The organism is Geminicoccus roseus DSM 18922 (genome assembly GCF_000427665.1).
GTDB classification, from domain to species: Bacteria; Pseudomonadota; Alphaproteobacteria; order Geminicoccales; family Geminicoccaceae; genus Geminicoccus; species Geminicoccus roseus.
In genome coordinates, this window is record NZ_KE386572.1 from 538,372 (window position 1) to 561,147 (window position 22,776).

General features: G+C 66.5%; 22 protein-coding genes. 11 read left to right on the forward strand and 11 right to left on the reverse strand.

Translation table 11 applies throughout. From position 1 onward, the window contains the following. The 5 genes from GEMRO_RS27425 (at nucleotide 1) to GEMRO_RS0103930 (ending at nucleotide 5,345) form a co-directional block, all read left to right on the forward strand. Nucleotides 1-1,041: a 2-dehydropantoate 2-reductase N-terminal domain-containing protein gene (locus tag GEMRO_RS27425; RefSeq protein WP_051328665.1), complete on the forward strand. Its 1,041-nt coding sequence runs from the start codon at nucleotides 1-3 to the stop codon at nucleotides 1,039-1,041. Nucleotides 1,042-1,052: 11 nt separating this feature from the next. Continuing rightward, on the forward strand, nucleotides 1,053-1,511 hold the full coding sequence (locus GEMRO_RS0103915; protein ID WP_027132970.1) for an RpiB/LacA/LacB family sugar-phosphate isomerase: 459 nt from the start codon (nucleotides 1,053-1,055) through the stop codon (nucleotides 1,509-1,511). A 37-nt stretch (nucleotides 1,512-1,548) separates the two neighbouring features. Continuing rightward, nucleotides 1,549-2,223 carry a hypothetical protein gene (locus tag GEMRO_RS34005; RefSeq protein WP_157505445.1) on the forward strand — a complete coding sequence of 225 codons (675 nt, stop codon included), beginning with the start codon at nucleotides 1,549-1,551 and terminating at the stop codon, nucleotides 2,221-2,223. Between the two features lie 61 nt (nucleotides 2,224-2,284). Beyond that, entirely contained in the window at nucleotides 2,285-4,546 is a 2,262-nt protein-coding gene (locus GEMRO_RS0103925) for a N,N-dimethylformamidase beta subunit family domain-containing protein (protein WP_027132972.1), read from the forward strand. Nucleotides 4,547-4,571: 25 nt separating this feature from the next. Next, nucleotides 4,572-5,345: an SDR family NAD(P)-dependent oxidoreductase gene (locus GEMRO_RS0103930; protein WP_051329543.1), complete on the forward strand. Its 774-nt coding sequence runs from the start codon at nucleotides 4,572-4,574 to the stop codon at nucleotides 5,343-5,345. On the opposite strand, the gene GEMRO_RS27430 is transcribed toward GEMRO_RS0103930, so the two are convergent. Genes GEMRO_RS27430 through GEMRO_RS35115 form a run of 7 tightly spaced genes read right to left on the reverse strand, consistent with a single transcriptional unit; the run spans nucleotide 5,330 to nucleotide 11,367 of the window. Continuing rightward, nucleotides 5,330-7,336, reverse strand: a complete 2,007-nt coding sequence (locus tag GEMRO_RS27430) for an adenylate/guanylate cyclase domain-containing protein (protein ID WP_157505446.1) — start codon at nucleotides 7,334-7,336, stop codon at nucleotides 5,330-5,332. The two genes, GEMRO_RS0103930 and GEMRO_RS27430, sit on opposite strands and share 16 nt — an antisense overlap. A 31-nt stretch (nucleotides 7,337-7,367) precedes the next feature. Continuing rightward, complete coding sequence (locus GEMRO_RS0103940; protein ID WP_027132974.1) at nucleotides 7,368-8,027, reverse strand: LysE family translocator; 660 nt, start codon at nucleotides 8,025-8,027, stop codon at nucleotides 7,368-7,370. A gap of 7 nt (nucleotides 8,028-8,034) precedes the next feature. After that, the gene (locus tag GEMRO_RS0103945; RefSeq protein WP_027132975.1) at nucleotides 8,035-8,424 is read right to left on the reverse strand and encodes a RidA family protein; all 390 of its coding nucleotides are present in this window, start codon (nucleotides 8,422-8,424) and stop codon (nucleotides 8,035-8,037) included. 21 nt (nucleotides 8,425-8,445) lie between these two features. Beyond that, complete coding sequence (locus GEMRO_RS0103950; protein WP_027132976.1) at nucleotides 8,446-9,210, reverse strand: SDR family NAD(P)-dependent oxidoreductase; 765 nt, start codon at nucleotides 9,208-9,210, stop codon at nucleotides 8,446-8,448. Further along, nucleotides 9,207-9,740 carry a GNAT family N-acetyltransferase gene (locus tag GEMRO_RS0103955; RefSeq protein ID WP_027132977.1) on the reverse strand — a complete coding sequence of 178 codons (534 nt, stop codon included), beginning with the start codon at nucleotides 9,738-9,740 and terminating at the stop codon, nucleotides 9,207-9,209. The genes GEMRO_RS0103950 and GEMRO_RS0103955 overlap by 4 nt, the downstream gene beginning before the upstream one ends. Further along, complete coding sequence (gene aroB, locus GEMRO_RS0103960) at nucleotides 9,737-10,846, reverse strand: 3-dehydroquinate synthase (protein WP_027132978.1); 1,110 nt, start codon at nucleotides 10,844-10,846, stop codon at nucleotides 9,737-9,739. The genes GEMRO_RS0103955 and aroB overlap by 4 nt, the downstream gene beginning before the upstream one ends. Continuing rightward, nucleotides 10,843-11,367, reverse strand: a complete 525-nt coding sequence (locus tag GEMRO_RS35115) for a shikimate kinase (RefSeq protein ID WP_240476590.1) — start codon at nucleotides 11,365-11,367, stop codon at nucleotides 10,843-10,845. The genes aroB and GEMRO_RS35115 overlap by 4 nt, the downstream gene beginning before the upstream one ends. 180 nt (nucleotides 11,368-11,547) lie before the next feature. Between GEMRO_RS35115 and GEMRO_RS34575 the strand changes: the two genes are divergently transcribed. From GEMRO_RS34575 to GEMRO_RS0103995, 6 genes are all read left to right on the forward strand, one after another. Continuing rightward, entirely contained in the window at nucleotides 11,548-11,688 is a 141-nt protein-coding gene (locus GEMRO_RS34575) for a hypothetical protein (RefSeq protein ID WP_169728305.1), read from the forward strand. After that, a complete protein-coding gene (locus GEMRO_RS0103975; protein WP_027132980.1) occupies nucleotides 11,685-13,190 on the forward strand; it encodes a hypothetical protein in 1,506 nt (501 codons plus the stop codon). Before GEMRO_RS34575 ends, GEMRO_RS0103975 begins: the two co-directional genes overlap by 4 nt. After that, nucleotides 13,183-14,097, forward strand: a complete 915-nt coding sequence (locus GEMRO_RS0103980; RefSeq protein WP_027132981.1) for a site-specific tyrosine recombinase XerD — start codon at nucleotides 13,183-13,185, stop codon at nucleotides 14,095-14,097. The genes GEMRO_RS0103975 and GEMRO_RS0103980 overlap by 8 nt, the downstream gene beginning before the upstream one ends. Before the next feature lie 45 nt (nucleotides 14,098-14,142). Beyond that, nucleotides 14,143-15,123 (forward strand): HpcH/HpaI aldolase/citrate lyase family protein, encoded by a 981-nt coding sequence (locus tag GEMRO_RS0103985; protein ID WP_027132982.1) that lies wholly within the window; start codon nucleotides 14,143-14,145, stop codon nucleotides 15,121-15,123. 641 nt (nucleotides 15,124-15,764) lie between these two features. Beyond that, nucleotides 15,765-16,841, forward strand: coding sequence for an NAD-dependent epimerase/dehydratase family protein (locus tag GEMRO_RS0103990; protein ID WP_027132983.1), 1,077 nt, complete (start codon nucleotides 15,765-15,767; stop codon nucleotides 16,839-16,841). 161 nt (nucleotides 16,842-17,002) lie between these two features. Further along, nucleotides 17,003-17,989: a glycosyltransferase family 47 protein gene (locus GEMRO_RS0103995; protein ID WP_169728307.1), complete on the forward strand. Its 987-nt coding sequence runs from the start codon at nucleotides 17,003-17,005 to the stop codon at nucleotides 17,987-17,989. Nucleotides 17,990-18,087: 98 nt separating this feature from the next. On the opposite strand, the gene GEMRO_RS0104000 is transcribed toward GEMRO_RS0103995, so the two are convergent. Genes GEMRO_RS0104000 through GEMRO_RS0104015 form a run of 4 tightly spaced genes read right to left on the reverse strand, consistent with a single transcriptional unit; the run spans nucleotide 18,088 to nucleotide 22,742 of the window. Next, a complete protein-coding gene (locus tag GEMRO_RS0104000) occupies nucleotides 18,088-19,197 on the reverse strand; it encodes an autoinducer 2 ABC transporter substrate-binding protein (protein WP_027132985.1) in 1,110 nt (369 codons plus the stop codon). A 37-nt stretch (nucleotides 19,198-19,234) separates the two neighbouring features. Then, on the reverse strand, nucleotides 19,235-20,218 hold the full coding sequence (locus GEMRO_RS0104005; protein WP_051328668.1) for an ABC transporter permease: 984 nt from the start codon (nucleotides 20,216-20,218) through the stop codon (nucleotides 19,235-19,237). 15 nt (nucleotides 20,219-20,233) lie between these two features. After that, nucleotides 20,234-21,223, reverse strand: a complete 990-nt coding sequence (locus GEMRO_RS0104010) for an ABC transporter permease (RefSeq protein ID WP_051329544.1) — start codon at nucleotides 21,221-21,223, stop codon at nucleotides 20,234-20,236. 1 nt (nucleotide 21,224) lies between these two features. Continuing rightward, nucleotides 21,225-22,742, reverse strand: a complete 1,518-nt coding sequence (locus GEMRO_RS0104015; protein WP_027132988.1) for a sugar ABC transporter ATP-binding protein — start codon at nucleotides 22,740-22,742, stop codon at nucleotides 21,225-21,227. Between the last annotated feature and the right edge of the window lie 34 nt (nucleotides 22,743-22,776).

A 22,776-nucleotide genomic window follows, 5' to 3' on the forward strand; every position in this document is an offset into this window, starting at 1 on the left:
ATGGCGACGGTACTGATCCTGGGCGCGGGCGTGATGGGCAGCGCGTTCACGCTGCCACTGGCCGATGCCGGCCACGACGTCCGCCTGGTCGGCACGCCCATCGACGCCCAGACCATCGACGCGCTTCGTCAGAATGGGGTCCACCCGCGGCTGAACGCGCCCCTGCCCCGGAACGTCCGGACCTTCCATCACCACGAGATCGGTCAGGCGGTCTCCGACGAGATCGAGCTGATCGTGATCGGGGTGAGCACGGCAGGCGTCACCTGGGCCACCGACCTGCTGGCGCCGGTCCTGCCGGGCCCGCGGCCGGTGATGATGCTCACCAAGGGCCTGGACACGGACGGGAAGAACATCCGCCCGCTGACCGACCCGGTGGCGGAAGCCCTGAAATGCCCGACCGGCGGCGTCGGCGGCCCCTGCATTGCCGGCGAGCTCGCGGTCCGGCGCGACACCTCGGTGGTGTTCGCCCATCCGGAGGAAGCGACGCTGCGCCGCCTGCTGGATCTGGTGGCAGCACCCTACTACCACGCGCGGCCGTCCCGGGACGTGGTCGGCACCGAGGTGTGCGCCGCGCTGAAGAACTTCTACGCACTCGGCATCGGCGCTGCGGTCGGGATGCTCGACCGCCAGGGCGGCGCGGAAAACGGCGCGCAGATGCACAACATCGCCGCCGGCCTGTTCGCGCAGGCGCTCCTGGAGCTCAGGCAGATCAACGCCCTGGTCGGCGGCAGCGACAGTTCGGTGCACGGCCTGGCGGGTACGGGCGACCTCTACGTCACCGTGCAGGGCGGCCGGAACAGCCGGATGGGCCGTCTGCTCGGCGCCGGCTGGCGCTATTCGAAGGCCAAGGCCGAGAAGATGAAGGACGAGACGGTGGAGGGCGCCGAGCTGGCGCTGTCCGCCGGGCCGACCCTGGAGAACATGATGCGCGAGGGGGCGCTTGCGAAGCAGCAAATGCCCCTCACATGTGCGATCATCGACGCGATCAGTCGCGACCACGAGTTCAGTGTCGACTGGCAGCGTTTCCACTACGCGCACTGAAGGAGAGCAGCGTGAGCAAGGTCGTGATCGGAGCGGACAATCTGGGCCTGCCGCTGAAGGACATTCTGGTCGAGCACCTGAAGTCCAAGGGTCACGAGGTGGTCGACATCGGCACCAACACGAGCGATCCGGTCGACTATCCCGGCGTCGGCCGTCGGCTGGCGGAGAAGGTCGCCGCCGGCGAGTTCAGCCGCGGCATCCTGGTCTGCGGCACCGGCGCCGGCATGGCGATCGTGGCCAACAAGGTGCCGGGCGTGCGCGCTGTCTGCGTGACCGATCCCTATACCGCCGAGCGCGCGATCGCTTCCAACAACGCCCAGGTCATCACCATGGGCGCCCAGATCACCGGCCCTTCCGTCGCGAAGATGCTGGCCGACATCTATCTCTCCAACGAGTTCCAGGCGGAGCGCTCGGGCAAGAAGGTCGCGCAGATCGACCAGATCGACGCGGAGATGCGCAAGGCCGGCTGAACGCCACTCCCTTGATGGCCAGCTGGAAAGGCCGGCCTTGAAACGGAAGCCCCGGCTCGCGCCGGGGCTTCTTGCGTTTCGGAAGCTGCTTGGGGCCCAGCCAGCAAAGCGGCTGCATTCGCACAAGATCGAACACTCCAGACGTGCGATTTTGTGGTTTATCTGGGCTTTTCCATCTCGTCGGCTTGTGCATTTGGTGCCACTCTCGACGCCGTCGGCACGGACCAGAGCAGGGCTTGTTCCGGAGGCCCCGGGTCGAGCCGACCGCGAAACCGGCAGTCTGTCGGCATCGATGCCGGACTGGAAGACGGCGCGCTCCCGCCGCGCCGCGCCGCGCCTGCCGACAGGAAGTGCCGAGCGTCGTGCCGGCCAATCTCGCAAGGAGGGACGGGTGCCTTACAAGATCGATCCGGCGGTCGACCGGCAGTATATCGAAGAGATGCGCAAAAAGCCGATCGGCGCCCACAGCCCGGGGCTGCAGCGGGTCCTCAACACGTTGCGCACCGACAAGAGCGGCCGGCAGGTGATCCTGGTGGTGCTCAAGCCGTTCGAGAAATGGGTCCTGGGCGAGATGCCGGCGGATCGCCGCGATCCGATCACGATCGAGGATGGCCCGGTCTTCACGAGCCGTGAGGAAGCGGAGTGGGAGATCTTCCGCCGCCGCTGGCTCCTGCACACGGGCGAGAACATCAACCTGCCCTTCAAGGACTAGCTGCCGCCTCGGCGATTGCACGAACGAACCCAAGAAGCCTTTGCCAGGTAAGAGACAGCGCATGCTCAAGATCGTCGGCTATCCGGACCGCTACAGCGTCGCCCCAGGCGAGACCATCTCCTTCCAGGTCTCGGTCGAGGAGGGCGATCGCTTCGATGCCCGGATCGTCCGGGTCCTCAACGGCGACTGCAACCCGGAAGGCCCCGGCCTGAAGCTGCCCCATGTGCCGACTTCGATCGACGGCAGCTACCCGGCCAGGCGGCAGCGCATCGATCCCGGCTCCTACATGACCGTGCCGGCCATGCCCCCGTTGGCGGATCAGGCCTTCACCTTCTTCGCCACGATCTGGCCCACCCTCACCGATCGCGGCGACCAGACGCTGGCCGCACAGTGGGACGAAGAGAGGCAGGCCGGGTTCCGGATCGAACTGGTGGACGGCGGCAGGCTGGCCTTCGTCAGTGGCGATGGCAGCGGCACGGCACGGGTCGCCACCGGCAAGCCGATGCTGGTCCGGCAATGGTACCGCATCGCCGTCGGCTACGACCCGGCCAGCGGCCGCGTGACCCTCATCCAGGAACCGCTGCGCCACTATCCGCTGGTCCACGACGCTGACCGGGTCGACGGGACGGCCGAGACCCGGCCGACGCCCCTGGCAGTTCCCTTCCTGCTGGCAGGTTCGCCCGAGGCGGACGGCTTCATCGGTCGCCACTATGACGGCAAGATCGACAGCCCGGCTCTCGTCTCCGGCATCCATGGCCTGGACCGCTACCTGCCGCTGCTGGGTTCGGGCGTGCCGTTCGTCCACGACACCGGGCTGATCGCGCGCTGGGACTTCACCAGGGAGATGCGCACCACCCGCACCGTCGATCTCGGGCCATCGCGGCTGGACGGCGAACTGGTCCACCTGCCGACCCGGGCCATGAAGGGCTGGAACTGGACGGGCGAGCAGCACGACTGGACCCGCAAACCCGAGCATTACGGTGCGATCCACTTCCACCGCGACGACATCTACGACGCCGGCTGGGAGACCTCCGTCGCCTTCACCCTGCCGGACGACTTCAAGAGCGGCGCCTACGCCCTGCATGTCCATTGCGGCGACAGCGACGAGCAGGCCACCCGCGAGGACTATCTGGCGTTCTTCGTGCGTCCGCCGCGCGGCAAGAACCGCGGCCAGCGCCCCAAGGTGGCCTTCCTGGCGCCGACCTGCGCCTACATCGCCTATGCCAACCACGGCGAGCACATCACCGCGCGTGGGGCGGAAGCGCTGATGAACCGGCTGCTGCCGTTCGGCCACTCCGACATGTACATGTACTACCATCCGGAACTCGGCGGGTCGCTCTACGACAGCCATGCCGACGGTTCCGGCGTCTGCTATTCCAGCCGCCTGCGCCCGGTGCTGAACTTCACCAGCCGCTACCATTCCTGGCTGGGCGGCCATGGCTCGGCGCTGTACCAGTACAATGCCGACACCCACCTGTTCTACTGGCTGGACCAGAAGGGCGTCGACTACGACATCGTGACCGACGAGGACCTGCACCATGACGGCTACGAGCTGATCAAGGACTATCAGGTCATTCTCACCGGCACCCACCCGGAATATCATTCCACGCAGGCCTGGGACGCGATGAAGGCCTGGGTCGATCGCGGCGGGCGGCTGATGTACATGGGCGGCAACGGCTGGTATTGGCGCGTCGGCTTCCATGACACGCTAGACGGCGTGATCGAGCTGCGCCGCGCCGAGGACGGCATCCGCCCCTGGATCGCCGAGCCCGGCGAGTATTTCCAGTCGTTCAACGGCGAGTATGGCGGCCTGTGGCGCCGGATCGGCCGGGCGCCCAACGTGATGGCCGGCATCGGCTTCGTTGCCCAGGGCTTCGACGTCAGCTCCTACTACCGGCGGGCACCCGACGCGGACAATCCGCGCGCTTCCTTCATCTTCAAGGACGTGCCGGACGAGATCATCGGCGACTTCGGCCTGATCGGCGGCGGTGCTGCCGGCATCGAGCTGGACTGCATCAACACCGACCTCGGCTCGCCGCCGAACATGCTGCGGCTGGCTTCCTCCGAGGGCCACAGCTCGATGATGATGCTGGTCAACGAGGAGTTCGGCGTGGTGCCGCCAGCACTGGGCGGCGACCAGAACGACCAGGTGCGCGCGGACATGGCGTTCGGCGAGACCGCCGCGGGCGGCGCCATCTTTGCCACGGGCTCGATCGCCTGGTGCGGGGCGCTCCTGCCGAACGGTTGCGACAACAACGTGTCGAAGATCACCTGGAACGTTCTGGAACGCTTCATGGATCCAAGGCCGTTCACCACAGACTGAACTCGGCAACCTCAGGGAAATGACGATGGATGCGCTCGCCCGGTTTCGCCTGGATGGCAAGGTCGCCGCCGTGACGGGGGCGGCCCGCGGCATCGGCCTTGCGGTGGCGGAACTGCTTGCCGGTGCCGGCGCCGACGTCGCCCTGATCGACCTGAACGCCGAACTCGGCCCAGCAGCGGCCGAGAAAGTCGCCGCAACCGGGCGGCGCTCGATTTTCTATCCGGCGGACCTGCGCAAGCCGGAGGCGTCCACGCGGGCGGTCGAACAGATCCTGGCCGACTTTGGCCGCGTCGACATTCTGGTCAACTGCGTCGGCATCAACCCGAACACCGATGTCCTGGACATCTCTCCGGAAGAATGGCGGGAGGTCCAGGACGTCAACGTCAACGCCATGTTCTTCACCAACCAGGCCTTTGCCCGCCACATGGCCAAGCATGGCGGCGGCAGCATCGTCGCGATCGGGTCGAACTCCGGCTTCACCGTCGACAAGCCGCAGCCGCAGGCCCACTACAACGCCAGCAAGGCGGCGGTGCACCAGATGGTGAAGTCGCTGGCGGTCGAACTGGCGCCATTCAGGATCCGGGTGAACGCGGTCGCCCCCGGCTATACCCTCACCGAGATGACCAGGCTTGGGCTGGGCAAGCGCGAGTGGGTCGAGGTCTGGGAGGAGATGACCCCGATGAAGCGCTTCGCCGAGCCGGACGAGATCGCCCACGCCGTCCTGTTCCTGGCCAGCGATGCGGCAAGCTACTGCACGGGCACGGTGCTCCTGGTGGACGGCGGCTACACCTGCTGGTGACGTCCGGAAGCCTCTCGCCCGGTCGACGGCTCCCGCTGGAAGCCATGCTCGACAACCGCAGTACCGCCTGGTCCTGAAGGCGGATCAGCCACGAGTTCGTGAACCTCCAGGCGCTCCAGGCGGCCCTTCAGTGGAACCTCGCCCAGCGAGCGGAACCGGAAGTCCTGCCTGCATCCCTTCCGGACCGCCTCGCTCACCAGGATCGTCGTTCCGAACTGCTTGTTCAGGCCCTCCAGGCGGGAGGCGACGTTCACCGTGTCGCCCATCCCGGTGTACTGCAGCCGGTTGGTTGACCCGACGCTGCCCATCACGGCGTGCCCCGTGTGCAGCCCCAGCCGGGTGATGAAGACAGGCCTGCCTGCAGCCGCCTGGGCGAGGTTGAAGGCCTGGATCCTCTCGGCCAGATCGAGCGCGCAGGCGCAGGCATGGTCGACATGGGCCGGATCGGGCGTGGGCGCGTTCCAGGAGGCGAAAATGGAATCGCCCAGGAACTGGATGATGGCCCCGCCATGGGCATAGACGCCTGCGCTGAGCAGGTCGAAATACGCCGAGAGCATCTCGACGACGTCTTCCGGGTCGTTGCTCTCGCAGATGGTGGTGAAGTCGCGGATATCGGTGAACAGGACGGTCACCTCCTGGCGCCGGCCGAACCGGCGATGGATTCCGGCACTCTCGACGATGCGGCTTACGATCTCGCGGGGAACATAGAGGGCGAAGGTCTGGATGGCATGGCGCGCAGCCGTCAGCGCCTGGGAGAGCGTGGTGATCTCCAGGACACGCGATCCCACCACGGGTCGGGGCTGGAAATCCAGGTCGCCCAGGCGTCGTGCGGCGTCGGTCAGGCCCGTCAGCGAGCGTCCCAGCCGCCACGCTACCAGCACAGCGACGCAGACGCCGAGGGCGATCACGGCCGCGGAGATCAGCAGGCCGTTGCGGGCCAAGCGCTCGCTGGGCGCCGTGAAGTCGGAAAGCGGAGCGGCCACGACCACCGCGTAGCGGGCAAGCATGTCCTGGCCGACCGAAGGCACCACCTCGATCAGCCAAGGCTCCTCTTCGAAGGCGACCTCGTTGGTTGGATTGGCAGCTTTGCGCGTAAGGCGCGCCTGCACGATCGGCAGCATCGGGTCGGCTGCCTGGAGCGAGGACGATGCCTGGACGCCGTCGAGGTTGGCGCCGATCAGCCCCATCACCTTCGGATCCGAATGGGCCATCAGCACACCGTCCGGATCGAACAGATAAGCCCGCGCATGATCTGAAATCCGCCTGTCCTGGAGGAAATGGCCGAGCGTCTCCAGCAGGACGTCCGTGCCGACCACCACCGACGGATCCTCGACGAGACGCCTGGAGATCGTGACCCCCAGGTCGCCAGTGGATGCCATCCGGTATGGCGGGCTGAGAACCGGGGCAGCCTGGTGCTGCGCTTCCTTGAACCATCCGCGTGTCCGCGGGTCGAAATCGCTTGGAGATGGCGGCGCGTCTGCAACCGTCTGGCCTTGAGCGTCCCGGAAACGCCAGCTCTGTACCCTGCCCCGGACGGGGTCCTGGTGGATCCTCCGGAATGCATAGGCAGCGTCGGACGGGGCTCCTGTCACCTTCCGCCATGCGCTGCCGGGCTCATCCAGGGCGACACCTTGGCTGAAGCTGCCGTCGCTGCGACCGATATAGATCGAATCGATCTGGGGCAGCTGGTCCAGGGCCTCCTGGGCGAAGGCGATCCGATCCGCATCAGCGACAAGATCCAGGCCCGACACGCTGGCCATCACCGTGACCATCTCCGGTGCGTCCAGGAGATGATCGAACTCGGTACCGATCCGCTCCCCGGCCACCCGCATCTCTTCCAGGGCCATGAGGTGGGCGAGGTGCCGGCCCTGCAGGTAGGTGAACAGGACCAGGGACAGCGCCACCACCAGGAGCAGGCTGACCACCATCACCCCCAGATAGACACTCAGCGGGCGGACCCGGCGCCGGAGGAGCCGTGGCCTCAGTGGCACCGGCCACCCAGCCCGCAAGCCGGCCTTTCCGTCATACCCGCCGCTCGGTCAGGAACAGCTTGACGGCAAGGCCCAGGAAGAACAGGCCGGACAGCCCGTCGAGGGCGACTGTCACCCAGCGGACCCTGGAGAAGCGGTCGACCATCCAGCCGGTCAAGGCGGCGATCCCCATCAGCCAGACGATGCCGATCAGATTCAAGGTCATGCCCAGCACGAAAGTCTGCATGGCGACGCTGCCTCGCAGTGGCGACACGAACTGGGGCAGGAACGCCACGAAGAACATGATGACCTTAGGATTGGCAAGGTTGGTCAGCATGGCGCGGGTGAACACGGTCCAGCTGCCGGGAAGTTCCCGCACGGGCTGGGTGGGATCCGGCTTCTGTCCGCCCTGCCAGTTCCGCCATGCCGCCTTGAGAGCCTGCAGACCGATCCAGGCGAGGTAGAAGGCGCCCAGCCAACGCAGCACGTCGAACGCGGCAGGTGACGCGGCGATCAGGGCAGACACGCCCACCGCCGCCAGGAGGCTGTGGCCGATATTGCCGACCAGAATGCCCAGGCAGGCGGTCAGCCCGCTGCGCACCCCTCCCAGCAGGCTGTTGGCCGCGACGAACATGGTGTCGGGGCCGGGGGTAACCGCCAGCAGCACGGCCGCCCCCAGAAATACCGCGAAGAGTTGTGCCTCGGGGAACATGTCGACCTCAGACCGGCTGGAAAGCGACGGCTTCAATCTCGCAGTGCAGTTGCGGGCTGGCCAGGCCACGCACGATCAGCAGCGTGGCGGCACAGGCATGGCCGTCCATGCGCTGGTCACGGATCTGCCGCCACAGCTTCACGTCGCGCTGGTCGACCAGGAACACCGTGATCTTGACGATGTCGCGAGCGGCCATGCCAGCATGGGCCAGCACGGCGAACAGATTATCCCACATCTGTTCCATCTGCTCTCCGACGCCTTCCGGCACGCTGCCGTCGACCCGGACACCAATCTGCCCGGACACGTGCAGCCATCGCCCAGGCCCGGTCACCAGGGCTCCCTGGCTGTAGGCGGAAGCCGGCCGGTGCACGCCCGCGGGGTCGAAGACTTCGATCATGGGTCCGCTCCTCGATCCACGTCAGATGGAAGCTAAAAAGCCCCCGTCCACGTACAGGCACTGGCCGGTAACGTAGCGCGCGGCGTCCGAGCAGAGGAAGACGGCAGGACCGACCAGATCGTCCAGATCGCCGAACCGGCCCTGCGGTATTTTGGCGAGCATCGCCTGCTGCCAGCCGGGATCGGCATAGAACGCCTCGGTGAGCGAGGTGCGGAAGTAGCCCGGGCCGATCGCGTTGACGCGGATCCCCAAGGGCGCCCATTCGGTCGAGAGAGCGCGGGTCATCCCGAGGAGGCCAGACTTGGAGGCGCCGTAGGGCGTGGCGGTCGGGACACCCACCTCCGAGGTGAGCGAAGCCACGTTCAGAATGACGCCCGACTTCCGTTCGGCCATGCCCTTCGCCACCGCCCGGGCGGTAAAGAAGGCACCCTTCAGGTTCGTGTCGACGATCCGGTCCCACAGAGCCTCGTCGACCTGGAGCGATGGCCGGACCTCTTCCATGCCCGCATTGTTCACGAGCAGGTCGATCCGCCCGGCCTCGTCCAGGAGCCTGGCGATCCCGGCATCGATGTCCGCCACCGAGGATGCATCGACCGGCACGGCCCACGCCTGGCGCCCCTCCGCCTCGATCGCCTGCCTGGTGGCGGCCAGACGCGCCACCTCCCGCCCGGTCACCGCGACGTCGGCGCCTGCCGCGGCCAGACCTCGCGCCAGCGCAGCGCCGATCCCGCGCGAGGCCCCGGTCACCAGGGCGATCTTGCCGGAAAGATCGAACAACGCGTTCATCCTGAACTCCTGGCTGAACTCCTGGGTGGCTCGATCCGATAGACCAGGGCGCGGTACTTGGGATGCAGGCGCTCGCCGATGATCGCACCGCCCATCGATTCGACCAGGCGACGGCTCGGCCCGTTCTGCTCGGCGACCGGATAGAGCAGCCCATCCGGCTTCAGCGTCGCGAAAGCCCACTCGGCCAAGGCGGCGATGGCCTCCCGGCCATATCCCTGGCCATGCTCCGACTCCCGGATCCAGATCCCGAGTTCGGGCAGGCGCTCCTGCATGGCATGGAGCCCGCAGAGCCCGAGAAACCTCCCGTCCTGGAGGTGCCGGATGGCGACATGCATCTCGTGGCCCGCCGCCATCGAGGAGGGCCAGAACGCCACGATCGCTGCGAGTTCCTCCATCGATGCCGGAGGATCGAAGCTGAGGAAGCGGGTCAGCGTCGGCGTGATGGCGGGGAAGATCTCGGTGACGTCGCCGGGCCCGGCCGGCCGCAGGTCCAGCCGTGCGCTCCGAAGGCGGAACGCTGCCGCGGTCACACTGGCCGGTCCAGAAGCTCGCGCAGGACATCCGGGTCCACCGCGCTGCTGGTGAAGGCCTCGCCCAGACGCCGCAGCAGCACGAAGTTGATGGTGCCGTCGGTCGTCTTCTTGTCGCGCCGCATGGCGGTCAGCATGGCGTCCGCAGCGAATCCCTGATTGGTCACCTCGCCGGGCGACACCTTGAGCCCGAGCGACTGCAGGTGGCGGCGCACCCTGCTAGTCGAGCCGGCCGGCAGATGTCCGCTGCGCACCGACAGTTCGGTGGCTTGGACCATGCCGATGCCGACTGCTTCGCCATGGAGCAGGCGCCCGCCATAGCCGGACAGATTCTCGTAGGCATGGGCGAAAGTATGGCCGAAATTCAGCAGCGCACGACCGCCTTTCGTCTCGAATTCGTCGTCGCCGACGATCTCGGCCTTGAGCGTGCAGGAGCGTTCGATGGCATGGGTGCGCGCCTCCTGATCGCCGTCGATCACGCCCTGCCCGTGCTCTTCCAGCCAGGCGAAGAATGCCTCGTCGCGGATCAGCCCGTACTTGGCGACCTCGGCATAGCCGGCCCGCAGTTCGCGCACCGGAAGGGTGTCGAGGGTGGTAGGATCGATCAGCACCACCCGCGGCTGATGGAAGGCCCCGACCAGGTTCTTGCCGGAACGGGCGTTGATGCCGGTCTTGCCACCGACGCTGCTGTCGACCTGCGCCAGCAGCGTGGTCGGCGCCTGAACGAAGGGCAGGCCACGCAAAAGGATGGAGGCGGCGAATCCCGCCAGATCGCCGACCACCCCTCCCCCAAGCGCCAGGATCGCGGTCTTGCGGTCGATGCCAGGCTCCAGCACCGCCTCGCAGACCCGTTCCAGCACCGCCCAGCTCTTGCTGCCCTCCCCCTGCGGCACGGTCACCGTACGGAAGGACAGGCCGGCTTCGGCCAATGAGGCCTCCAGTCGGGCCAGGTGCGGCGTTCCGGCCATCGCCTCGTCGGTGACGACCACCAGTCTTCTCGAGGGCAGGAGTTCGCGGATCTCGTGCCCGGCCCGGTCGAGCAGACCAGCGCCGATTTTCACGTCATAGGCGCGCGTGCCCAGGGGGACATGGACAGTTCGGGTCATGCAAGTACTCCTGCGTCGACCAGACGCCGGACGAGGTCGAGGACGAGCATGTCGAGCGGCTGGTCGCCCGTGTCCACGGTCATGTCCGCCTTGGCATAGAACGGATGGCGCCGTTCCATCAGGTCGGCCAGGATCGCCCTGGGATCGCCGGCATCCAGAAGCGGCCGCGTCCCTTTCTTGCGGCCGGTGCGGGCCACCAGGGTGTCCAGGTCGGCGCGCAGCCATACCGAGAAGCCCCGGGCGGCCACCCGCTCCTGCGTGAGCGGATCGATGAACGCGCCCCCGCCCAGGGCCAGGAAATGCGGCGTCCCGATGAGGAGGCGAGCGATCACCCGCCGCTCGAGCGCCCGGAATTCTGCCTCGCCGTGGCCGGCGAAGATGTCCGGGATCGACATGCCGGCTGCCTCGACGATGGCATCGTCGGCATCCATGAACGGAGCCTCCAGCAGCGTCGACATCCGGCGGCCGACGGCCGACTTGCCAGCGCCCATCAGGCCGACCAGCACCACATGACGGGTCAACTTCAGCTTGTGCAGAGCGATGAGGTCGAGATTCGGAGCGGCTTCTTGGCGCGCTTCGTGGTTGGTCATTTCGTGTCAACGTTGAACGGGCGGGACGTCGCCGATATAAACCGGCTGGCGTCGTGTCCGGCAAGCCCGGGGTGGACGAAAATCCGAAGGCCTGGGTTGTGAAGCGGAGCGATGGCTGCACTAGTTCGGGCGCTGATCGTGATCTTGCTGGCGGGGATCCTGGGCGGGGTGGCCTTCCTGATGTTCTGGGACGTCCCTGCCCCCCGCCAACCGGTCGAGGTCCTGATCCCGGACGACAGGCTGGCCAATTGACCATGCGGGCGGCCCTGCTCGCCCTGGCGCTGTCCCTTGGCGTGACCGCCACGTCCCATGGCCAGCCGAGACCCCTGTTCCAGGACCAGGAACCGGATATACCGACAGTCCGGGTTCCGGCCGTTCCGGACATCGTCGTCCGGGAACTGCATGCCCCGACCGCGGATGCCGCCGGGGCCGGTTCGGCCACCGACCTGTCGGATGGCTGGGGTGACACCTCCCCGGAGATGGTCATGGCGGCGCTGAACAGGCTGCCGCCCGAGCCGTTGAGCCGGCGCGCGCGCGACCTGCAGGTGGCGCTCTTGCAGTTGCCTACGCCGGAAAGCCAGCCTCCCGGAGCCCTGCTCGACCTGCGCTTGCGTCAGCTGATCCGGCTCGGCCAGACAGCGGAAGCCCGCTCCCTGGCCGACGAGGCGGGGTTCTCCGCCTTGCGCACCCCCACTCTCGCCCCTGCGGCAGCTGGCCTGGCCCTTGCCGAGGGCAACGACCACGATGCCTGCGAACTTGCGCGCCATGGAGATGGGTTCACGCCGGGCCTGGGCGAGATCAACCTGTTCTGCGCGATCCGGCAGGGCGACCTGGATACCGCCCTCGTGCTGTTCAATGCGCTCGGGGAAACCGACAGCCTGCGTACCCAGCCGTTCGCTGCCCTGGCAGCCGTGGCGCTCGGCTTTGGTACCGTCCAGGAAGTGGAGTGGAGCGCGCCGGCTCAGCCCGTCGACCTCGCCTTGACCGAGCATCTGCAGATCCCGGTCCCGGATGAAGCCCTCGCCTCAGCCAGTCATGCAGCCCTTCGGCGGGTGGCGCAGGATCCGGTCAGCAGCCCGAGCCTGCGCGCCCAGGCGCGCGCTTGGATCGCCACGCTTGAGGGACGACCGACCACCGTTGGTCCCCAGGCCGACCGTCTCCGCGCGATCGGCGACCCGAGCGAGCGGGCACGAGCGGTTGTCGCGCTTTGGCAGTCGACGGAGGACCCGGCGGCCCGGCTGGACCTCCTACCCCAGCTGGCGCCGCTGGTGGCGGCGATCGCGCCGCGGGTCGCGCTCGCCCCGGAGGCGCCCACGCTGGCCGCCATCCTGGTCGCTGCGGGCGAAGAGGGCGCTGCCCTTACCTGGTTCGACATGCTGGAGACCCAGCGCCAGGGCGGGCGAGACGCCGCCGACCGCACGGCCGTGCTGATGATCCTCGCCGGGCTGATCGACCCCTCGCGCATGCCGGCCTCGCCGGCAGGCCTGTATGATCCGGTGGATGCGGCATGGTTGGCGGCAGGACTGGCCGGCCAGGGTATCGAGCTTTCCGCTCCCTGGCAGAGGATCCGACATGATCCCGGTCCGGCCACGGCCGGCGCACCTGCCCTCGACCTGGCCCGGGGATTGGTGGATCTGGAAAGCCAGGATCCCGCCGTGTTCGCCCGTGGCCTCGCGGCCCTGGTGGAGCAGGACCATGCCATGGATGCGCGGGCGATCGCCTCCAACATGGTGGTTGCCCGGCTCCATGCCTGAAATCCGCTCATCTCTGGCTCCTTTCCTGGAGATGATGGCCGTGGAGCGCGGCGCCTCCAGGAACACGCTGGACGCCTATCGCAACGACCTGGAGGGCTGGCTTGCCTTCCTTCGGACGCGGAGGCGCAGCGAAGCCGATGCCGACGAGGATGATGTCCGCGCATTCCTGCAGTCCACCGCCGACGCCGGCCTGAAGGCCACCACCCAGGCGCGCCGGCTGGCCGCCATCCGGCAATTCCACCGCTTCCTGCACCTTGAAGGGCACCGCCCGGACGATCCGACGCTTTCGGTGGACGGGCCACGCCGCCAGCGCGCGCTGCCGCGCGTCCTGGCCGAGGAGGAGGTCGAGGCGCTGCTTGCCGTGGCGCGGACCAAGGCGGGACCTGAGGGCCTGCGCCTGACCTGCCTGCTGGAACTGGCCTATGCCTCCGGCTTGCGCGTGTCCGAACTGGTCGGGCTGACCCTGAGCGCCTTCACCCCGGACCGGTCCGCCCTGCTGGTGCGGGGCAAGGGTGGCAAGGAGCGGATGGTCCCGGTCGGCCGGTTCGCCCGGGAAGCGCTGGCACGCTGGCTGGAGATCCGGCCGACCGATCGGAAGAACCGGCTCTTTCCTTCCACGGGCGCCAGCGGCCATCTCACCCGGCAGCATGTCCTGTTCATGCTGAAACGGCTGGCGCCGGAGGCCGGGATCGATCCGGACAGGATCTCGCCGCATGTCCTGCGCCATGCCTTCGCCACCCATCTGCTCGCTCACGGGGCGGATCTGAGGGCCGTGCAGACCATGTTGGGTCACGCCGACATTGCGACGACGCAGATCTACACGCATGTTCACCCCGAGCACCTGGCGACCGTGGTGACCGATCATCACCCGCTCGCGAGATCCACCAAAAAACCGGCGGAGTCCTGACCCTTGGTGGCGTAGGGTGGAAGACGACCGCGTAGGAGAGGAAGCATGAGTTTCACGATCGTCGAGCAATGCACGCCCCGGCTGAACCGCTCGGAACTGGCCGTGCCCGGCAGCTCGCCACAAATGTTCGAAAAGGCTGCGCAGTCGGCGGTCGACGTGGTGTTCCTCGATCTCGAGGACGCGGTGGCGCCCGACCAGAAGGAACAGGCGCGCAAGAACATCATCCAGGCGATCAACGACATCGACTGGGGGCAGAAGACCCTGTCGGTTCGGATCAACGGCCTCGACACCCACTACATGTACCGCGACGTGGTCGACGTGATCGAGCAGACCGGTGAGCGGCTCGATATGATCATGATCCCCAAGGTCGGCACGGCCGCCGATATCTACGCGGTCGACATGCTGGTGACCCAGGTCGAGACCGCCATGAAGCGCAAGAAGAAGATCGGTTTCGAGCTGATCGTCGAGACCGCGCTGGGCATGGCCAACGTTCACGAGATCGCCAAGGCGTCCAAGCGCAACGAGAGCCTCCATTTCGGCGTGGCGGACTATGCCGCCTCGACCCGGGCGCGCACCACCGTGATCGGCGGGCCGAACCCGGACTACGGCGTGCTCACCGATCCCGACGTCGACAACTCGCGCTCCTACCACTGGGGCGACATGTGGCACTATGCGATCGCGCGCATGGTGGTGGCGGCGCGCGCCAACGGGCTGCGCCCGGTCGACGGCCCGTTCGGCAACTTCCAGGACCAGGACGGCTACCAGGCGCAGGCGCGCCGTGCGGCGGTCCTTGGCTGCGAAGGCAAGTGGGCGATCCATCCCTCGCAGATCGCGCTGGCCAACGAGGTGTTCACCCCCCCGGCCAAGGAAGTCGAGCGCGCCCGCCGGATCCTGGTGGCGATGGACGAGGCGTCCAAGGCCGGCAAGGGCGCCGTCAGCCTGGACGGCCGCCTGATCGACATCGCCTCGATCCGCCAGGCCGAAGCGCTGGTCGCCAGCGCGGATCGGATCGCCGCCGCCGGCTGATCGGCACGATCGAGCATCCAGGAAGAACGACCCGGCTCCGGCCGGGTCGTTCGCTTTCCGGCAGGCTCTTCGGCCTTGCACGCCGTCACGATACCCGCCTCCTCGAAGCGACATCCTGGACATCGAGCCAGTTACGCCCTCACCCTTTCCTGGTCAGGCGCGAGAACTGGGCCACCGTCCGAATGCCGACCGTACGGCGCAGAACAGGGGCAATATCCACAGCTTACCCGATGCTATTCTTGACCTGGCTCATTTCCCGAACCACAATTTCATCCCGCCAGAAGCGAACTCTCGCACGTATATTCTTCCAGAGCGATCCTGATCTGTGCGGATCCAGTAACGTCACGTTTCCGACTGGCTCAACAAAGTGTTGCCTCTCAACTGTCTCGTTGTATCTCCAGAGATCCCCCGGTACTGGTCCCGGAACAGTGCTAACCGGTTCCTGCCCACCCGCGCCCCGGACCGTTCGTAGCGTCGGCTCGGCATCAGCGGCTGCCAGATCGGTGCCTGCAGGATGCCGGTTGCGACGGACGAGCGGCAGGCATCGCCTCATCGTCTGCCTGGATGGCGACGTCAGGGACGGGTGACGCGGCCGCTTGCCGGGGCGCCACCAGTCGGTTCGAGCGCGAAAGGACAACGACGTGCGTGTGGTCATCCTGGGTTGTGGGGGATTTGTCGGCAGCCATCTGCTCGACAACCTGTTGCGCGACGAGTCGTATCTGATCGAAGGATGGGACCCGGAGGACCGAAAGATCCGGCAGCATCTCGACAATCCGCGCTTCACCCTCCACCGCAGCATCGCCAACGCGCCGGAAGCCCTGGTCGAGGTCGAGCGGGCGATCCGCGAATGTGACGTCGTGGTCAATCTGGCGGCGATCTGCAACCCGGCCGATTACAATACCCGCCCGTTGAGCGTGATCCGCGCGAACCTGTTCGAGGTCTATCCGATCGTCGAACTGTGCGCGAAGTACAAGCGGTGGCTGGTCAGTTTCTCGACCAGTGAAACCTATGGCCGGACGATCGCCAGCTACCTTCCGGCGGGCACCTATGACGATCCGGAGCTGTACGAGTTGCGCGAGGACGAGACCCCGCTGATCATGGGGCCGATCCGGAACCAGCGCTGGACCTATGCCTGCGCCAAGCAGATGACTGAACGCCTGATCTATGCCCATCACGATGAGGAGGGCCTGCCGTTCACGATCATCCGCCCGTTGAACTTCTTTGGGCCCAGGATGGACTACATCCCGACCCGTGACGGGGACGGCGTTCCGCGGGTCCTCGCCTGCTTCATGGCGGCCCTCCTTTCGGGCGAGCCGATGCAACTGGTCGATGGCGGACAGGCCCGGAGGACCATCGTCTCGATCTACGAGGCTGTCGATGCGATCCGGCGGGTGCTGGAGCGGCCTGAGACGTCCCAGAACCAGATCTTCAACATCGGCAATCCCAACAACGAAGTCACCATCGCCGAACTGGCCGATGCGATGCGCAGGACCTATGCGCGGATCACCGGAGACGCCCGCTACAACGACCACCCGATCGTGGTGACGACGGCGGATGCGTTCTACGGGGCAGGCTACGAGGATTGCGACCGCCGGATGCCGGATATCAGCAAGGCCGAAAGGCTGCTGGGCTGGGTGCCGAGGATGAGCCTGGCCGAGGTGCTGTACGGTACGATGCAGTCCTACCACGACACCTATACGGCGCCGAAGGCCGCCTGAGCCTCCGCTTCCTTTGGTGCTGGAGAATATCCAGATAATGACACGTACCGGCGCTTGACCGGCGACCGGACGACGACTGTTCGATGACCGCCAGCATGCCTCGCACGATCCCTGTCGGGAACATAAGGAACGGTGGAGCATCCCACCTCCTCCAGGTTGGAATGCCCGAGACCGGCACCGGCGAGCGGTATGAGTACTTTTTGAACATCATACGGCGCTTGGTTTCTATCCATCGGATGACCGAGCGCCGTTGGTTCATCACCTATGACGGCAAGTACGACATCGACGGTCTGGACGAAGATTGTGTCGTCTTCATGTATGGTGACGAACGCTCGCTGACGCCGTGGCGCTACGAGAAGGCCGGACTGATCCTCAAGGCTTACGGCATGCATCCGCATGCGGTGGAGCGGTTCCGGCCGGACATGCCCTGGCTGCTCGACCGGATACGGGTGGCACGCAACATACTCCAGAACCGCGCGTTGATCCGACGAATGGGACAAGCCCGGCATCAGACCTTGGCTGCGCGTACTCTGCCATTTCCGCTAGGATATGCCCGGCAGGTCGATCTACCGCTCAAGCCGCTTCACGAGCGGCCTCATCTGCTGTGGTTCGCAGGCAGCCTGCACAATGCCCAGGTCACCCGCTTCTCCTTCTACGCCCGGCTGGCCAACATACCTAAGCTCCATGCACGCCAGGAGATGGTCGCTGCTCTGAAGGGGATCCAACAGGATCGTCCAACTTGGCCGATCTCCTTGCGCATCAACCAGGTGTACCAGGTTGGCACGTCCGCACCCGGTCAGGACTATTCCGAACGGATCATGGACACCAAGATCTGCGTGGTCCCACGCGGAACCACGCCGGAGACCCATCGCTTCTTCGAGGCGATGCGCTCGGGGTGCATCGTGATCGCCCAGGATCTCCCGGACTACTGGTTCTATCGCTCCGCACCGGTCATCCGGATCCGAAGCTGGAAGGAACTGGAGGGCGAGGTCCAGGCGCTGCTGGACGCTCCCGCGCGCATGGAATCGCTGCATCTGGCCAGCCGGCGCTGGTGGGACGAGGTGGCGGGACCGGTTGCCATGACCGAGACGATCGCGGCACTCCTGAAAGGAGAGACGACCGTAGCCGAGGTCGCGGCTCGCCGATGATCGCCGGCAGTCAGTTCAGGATGATGGAGCGGAGAAAAAGGACGGGCCCGGGAGGATGCCTCCCGGGCCCGCTCAGAAAGCTGACCTGAGCAACCGGCTCAGAAGTCGAAATCGTCGATGTTGTCCTTGCTGAACACGAACGGCGCGCCGAGCAGGATCTCGGAGCCGTTGACCACCTGGAGCTTGCCGAGCTTTCCGGCCTCCAGCTCGGTCGAGCCGGGCTTGAGATCGCCGTCCGCGGCGGCCCGGGCAGCGTAGACCGCGGCATAGCCGAGATCGACCGGGTTCCAGAGGACCACCGACTTCACGCAGTCGGACTTCACGTAGGGGCGCATGGCGTTCGGCGTGGCAAGGCCGACGACCGCGACCTTGCCGCACATGTCGGCCTGCGTCACCGCCTCGGCCGAGGCCGGGGTGGCGATGCTGGTCATGCCGAAGATGCCGTCCAGGTCCTCGCCATACTTGTTGATGAGGGTCGAGGCCTGGTTGAAGGACAGGATGTTGTCCTCCTGGGCTTCCACCGTCTCCAGCCACTCCATGTTCGGGTAGCAGGCCTGGGCATACGCCGCCATCTCGGCGATCCAGCGCGCCTGGTTCGGGGTGGTGAAGGTGCTGGTGACGATCGCGAACGAGCCGTCCTCGCCGATCTCCTTGGCCATGTTGTCGATCAGCGACTTGGCCACGCCGTTGAACTCGGCCTGGTTCACGAACCACTCGCGCGAATCCGGCGTCGAGTTGCTGTCGTAGCCGATCACGTTGATGCCCTGCTCCAGGGCCTTCTTCAGCACCGGTGCAATTGCCACCGTGTCGTTCGCGGCGAACAGGATGCCATCCACGCCACGGGTGATGTAGTTGTCGATGAAGGTGATCTGCTCGTCGATGTTGGCCTTGGTCGGCCCGTCGGTGGTGACCTCGACGTTGCCGAGTTCCTTGGCGGCTTCCTGCATGCCCTTGGTGGTGGCGCCGAAATAGCCAACGCCGATCAGCTTGGGGATGTCGACGAGAGTGATGTTCTTGCCGGACCGATCCGGCGCATTGCTCGGCTGCGCGCCGTCATAGGGCTTGGCTTCCACGGCCCCGGCGCTGCCGTCGCAGGCGAGCGGATTGACCGGCAGGTCATCGCCGCCGTCCCAGGCGCTCTGCGCCATGGCACTGGTCGAACCGAGCAGGACACCCAGCCCCAGCAGGGTGAACAGGGACTTCTTCATCACTTATCTAGCCTCCCTCGATGGATCGAACGGAACATCAATGCTCAGCGCCTCGCTGCCTCCGCAAGAGGTCGCTGACCAGGATCGACAGGATCAGGATCACGCCGATCACGACGATGGTGCCATCGCCCTTCACGCCGGACAGCGCCAACCCGTTCTTGAGCAGCTGGATCAGCACCACGCCCAGGGCCGTACCCAGGATCGTGCCGGTACCGCCGAAGATGCTGGTGCCCCCCAGGACCACCGCCGTGATCACGTCCAGCTCCAGGCCCGTGCCCATGTCGGAACGGGTGGTGCTGACCCGGGACACGAACACCCACGCCGCAAGGCCACCCATGATGCCGGACAGGGTGTAGATCGAGATCTTGATGCGATCGACCGCAATCCCGGAGAAGCGCGCCGCCACCTCGTTGTTGCCGATCGCATAGAGCGACCGGCCGAAGGTGGTGAAGGTCAGCACGATCGCGGTGACCACGAAGAAGAACAGCAAGAGCCAGATCTGGGTCGGCACGCCGAACAGCTCGCCCTGGCCGAGCTGGAAGAACCAGTCGGGATAGCCTCGCACCGAACGGGCCTGGCTGATGCCTTCTGCCAACCCACGGTACAACGCCAGCGTCGCCAGGGTCATGATCAGCGGCGGCACCCCGACCTTGGTGATGAACCAGCCGTTCATGAAGCCGGCCATGGCTCCGACGAGGATCGCCATGACGATGGCCAGTTCGAGCGGCAGGCCGACATTCTTCCAGAACACGCCGAGCATGATCGCGCACAGGCCCATGATCGAGCCGACCGACAGGTCGATGCCGCCGGTGATGATGATGAAGGTCATCGGCAGGGCCATCAACCCGACCTCGACCAGCAGACGGCCCTGGTTCAGGAGATTGCCGGTGGTCAGGAACTGCTCGGAGCGGAAGGCCAGGACGGCAACCGCCGCGATCAGGACGAACAGCAGGATCGTCTCGTGGCGCTTCAGTCCGGCATAGCGCTCGTGATTGCCGGTGGCCGCGACGGCGGATGCCATGGGCGTCACCTTTCTCTAGCGATGCCGCGCGCGCTTCTTGCGGCGCGCGAGGTCAGCCAGCACGGTCAGGAGGATCAGCAGACCCTGCACAGCGCGCAGCCAGTAGGGGGAAACATTGATGAACACGAGCGAGGAGCCGATCGCGGCGATCAGGATCGCGGCAAAGGTCGACCCGATGACCGTGCCAGTCCCGCCCAGGATGCTGACCCCGCCCACCACCGAGGCGGTGATGACGGTGAGTTCCAGGTTCGGCGGCACCGTGGACTGGATCACCGAAAGCTGCGTGGCGAACAGGATCGCCGCGATCCCGGCGAAGAAGCCGTGAATGATGAACACGATGAACACCGTGCGCTTGCGGTCGATCCCGGCAAGGCGCGCAGCCTCCGCGTTTCCGCCGACCGCGTAGATCGACCGGCCGAACCCGGAATAGCGCATCCAGAAGGCCGCAAGCGCGGTCAGCACGATCATGAACCAGACCGCCATCGGCACGCCCAGCGGGCGGAGCTGTGCCAGCTGGTAGCCGTCCGGCAGATTGTTGATCCAGGCGCCGGCGGTGACGCTGATCAGGCCGCCTTTCAGGATCGAGAGCATGCCCAGCGTCACGACGATCGACGGCACCCTCATATAGGCGACCAGCCAGCCGTTGACCGCCGAGACAGCCATTCCCACCAGGATCGGCAGGGTCCAGGCCAGCCAGAGCGGCCAGCCGTTGACCGCCAGGGTTCCGGAGATGACCGCGAGGACGCCGATCAGGGAACCCACCGAGACGTCGATGTTGCCGGAGACGATCACCATCGACATCCCGATGGCGGCCACCGCGATGTAGGCGTTGCCCAGGAAGATCGAGGACAAATTGTTCGCCGACAGAAAGCGCTGGTTGTAGGCGCCCACCGTCAGGAACAGGACCACGATCGCGATCAGCAGGATGCCTTCCTGGCTGAACACGAACCGCCGCAGCTTGGTGCTCAAGGTGGGTGATGACGCGAGGGCGACGCTGGCTGCCATCTCAGGCCGCCCGATCGGCATCGTTGATGCGCATCATGGCCCCGGCGATCCTCTCCTGGGTCGCCTCGGCGCGGTCGAAGCCGGCGACGATGCGCCCTTCGCGCATCACCAGCACTCGATCGCTCATCCCAAGCACCTCCGGCAGTTCGCTCGAAATCATCAGGACGGCCAAGCCTTCGGCGGCCAGCTCGCTCATGATCCGGTGGATCTCCGCCTTGGCACCGACGTCGATGCCGCGGGTCGGCTCGTCCAGGATCAGGATGCGTGGATTGGTGGCCAGCCACTTGGACAGCACCACCTTCTGCTGGTTGCCGCCGGACAGCTTGCCGACCACCTGCTCCATGCTGCTTGCCCGGATCTTGAGACGGTCGATGTCCCGGCTGGCCAGCTCCTGCTCGCCCTTGCGGTTCACGAAGAAGAAACGGGCGATGTCGTTCAGGATGGCCAGCGACACGTTCTCGCGGATCCGCATCGGCCGGATCAGCCCCTGGATGCCGCGATCCTCCGGGACATAGGCGATGCCGTGGCGCTTGGCGTCGGCCGGGCTGCGGATGGTCACCGGCTTGCCATCGATCAGGATCTGCCCGGAGGCCGCCGGGGTGACGCCGAACAGGATCTGGGCGAGCTCGCTTCGGCCCGAGCCGACCAGGCCGGCAAGGCCGACGATCTCGCCGGCACGCAGGGTCAGGCTGGCTTCCTCGACCGTTCCGGGGAAGGCGACACTGCGGGCTTCCAACAGAGTGGCGCCGGGGGTCGCCTGCCGATGCGGGTAGAGCTGGTCGATGGTGCGGCCGACCATCAGCGAGATCAGCTGCGGTTCGGTGACATCCTGGACGTCATGGGTGCCGACATACTCGCCGTCGCGAAGCACCGTCACCCGGTCAGCCAGATCGAAGATCTCCACCAGCCGGTGGCTGATATAGATGATCCCCACCCCGCGTTCGCGCAGTCGCCGCACGATTCCGAACAGCCGCTCGACATCGGCCTCGGTCAGGGCGGCCGTCGGCTCGTCCATGATCAGCACGCGGGCGTTCATCGACAATGCCTTGGCGATCTCGACGCGCTGGCGGTTTCCCACCGACAGCGCACCCACCGGGGCATCAGGATCCAGATCGTGGATGTCGAGGGACGTCAGTATCTCGGCGGTACGCTCGCGCATCGAGTCCCAGTCGATGCCGCCCCAGGCCAGGCGCGGGGCGTGCCCCATGAACACGTTCTCGGCGACCGAGAGTTCGGGGAAAAGCAGGAGCTCCTGGTAGATCGCAGCGATGCCGGCAGCCTGAGCCTCCTGGGGGCTGGAGAAGCGCACCGGCCGGCCGTCAACATAGAGGGTGCCCTCATCCGGGGCATGCACACCCGACATCGCCTTGATCAGGGTCGACTTGCCGGCGCCATTCTCCCCAAGCAACGCATGGACCTCGCCCGGACGCACGTCGAAGCTCACCCCGCGCAGGGCACGCACCCCGGGGAAGGACTTGACGATGTTCTCGAGGCGCAGGACAGGGGTGACGGTGGCCATCAGGCGCTTCCCGCGATCGGGCGCCACAGGCATC

Excerpts from the sequence above, each read along its gene's own strand:
- aroB (WP_027132978.1), bottom strand. The coding sequence starts at position 10,846 with ATGACCCGAACTGTCCATGTCCCCCTGGGCACGCGCGCCTATGACGTG.
- GEMRO_RS0103950 (WP_027132976.1), bottom strand. The coding sequence starts at position 9,210 with ATGAACGCGTTGTTCGATCTTTCCGGCAAGATCGCCCTGGTGACCGGG.
- GEMRO_RS27425 (WP_051328665.1), top strand. The coding sequence starts at position 1 with ATGGCGACGGTACTGATCCTGGGCGCGGGCGTGATGGGCAGCGCGTTC.
- GEMRO_RS0104000 (WP_027132985.1), bottom strand. The coding sequence starts at position 19,197 with ATGAAGAAGTCCCTGTTCACCCTGCTGGGGCTGGGTGTCCTGCTCGGT.
- GEMRO_RS0104015 (WP_027132988.1), bottom strand. The coding sequence starts at position 22,742 with ATGGCCACCGTCACCCCTGTCCTGCGCCTCGAGAACATCGTCAAGTCC.
- GEMRO_RS0103925 (WP_027132972.1), top strand. The coding sequence starts at position 2,285 with ATGCTCAAGATCGTCGGCTATCCGGACCGCTACAGCGTCGCCCCAGGC.
- GEMRO_RS0103945 (WP_027132975.1), bottom strand. The coding sequence starts at position 8,424 with ATGATCGAAGTCTTCGACCCCGCGGGCGTGCACCGGCCGGCTTCCGCC.
- GEMRO_RS0103930 (WP_051329543.1), top strand. The coding sequence starts at position 4,572 with ATGGATGCGCTCGCCCGGTTTCGCCTGGATGGCAAGGTCGCCGCCGTG.
- GEMRO_RS0103985 (WP_027132982.1), top strand. The coding sequence starts at position 14,143 with ATGAGTTTCACGATCGTCGAGCAATGCACGCCCCGGCTGAACCGCTCG.
- GEMRO_RS34575 (WP_169728305.1), top strand. The coding sequence starts at position 11,548 with ATGGCTGCACTAGTTCGGGCGCTGATCGTGATCTTGCTGGCGGGGATC.
- GEMRO_RS0104005 (WP_051328668.1), bottom strand. The coding sequence starts at position 20,218 with ATGGCATCCGCCGTCGCGGCCACCGGCAATCACGAGCGCTATGCCGGA.
- GEMRO_RS0103995 (WP_169728307.1), top strand. The coding sequence starts at position 17,003 with ATGCCCGAGACCGGCACCGGCGAGCGGTATGAGTACTTTTTGAACATC.
- GEMRO_RS0103940 (WP_027132974.1), bottom strand. The coding sequence starts at position 8,027 with ATGTTCCCCGAGGCACAACTCTTCGCGGTATTTCTGGGGGCGGCCGTG.
- GEMRO_RS0103980 (WP_027132981.1), top strand. The coding sequence starts at position 13,183 with ATGCCTGAAATCCGCTCATCTCTGGCTCCTTTCCTGGAGATGATGGCC.
- GEMRO_RS0104010 (WP_051329544.1), bottom strand. The coding sequence starts at position 21,223 with ATGGCAGCCAGCGTCGCCCTCGCGTCATCACCCACCTTGAGCACCAAG.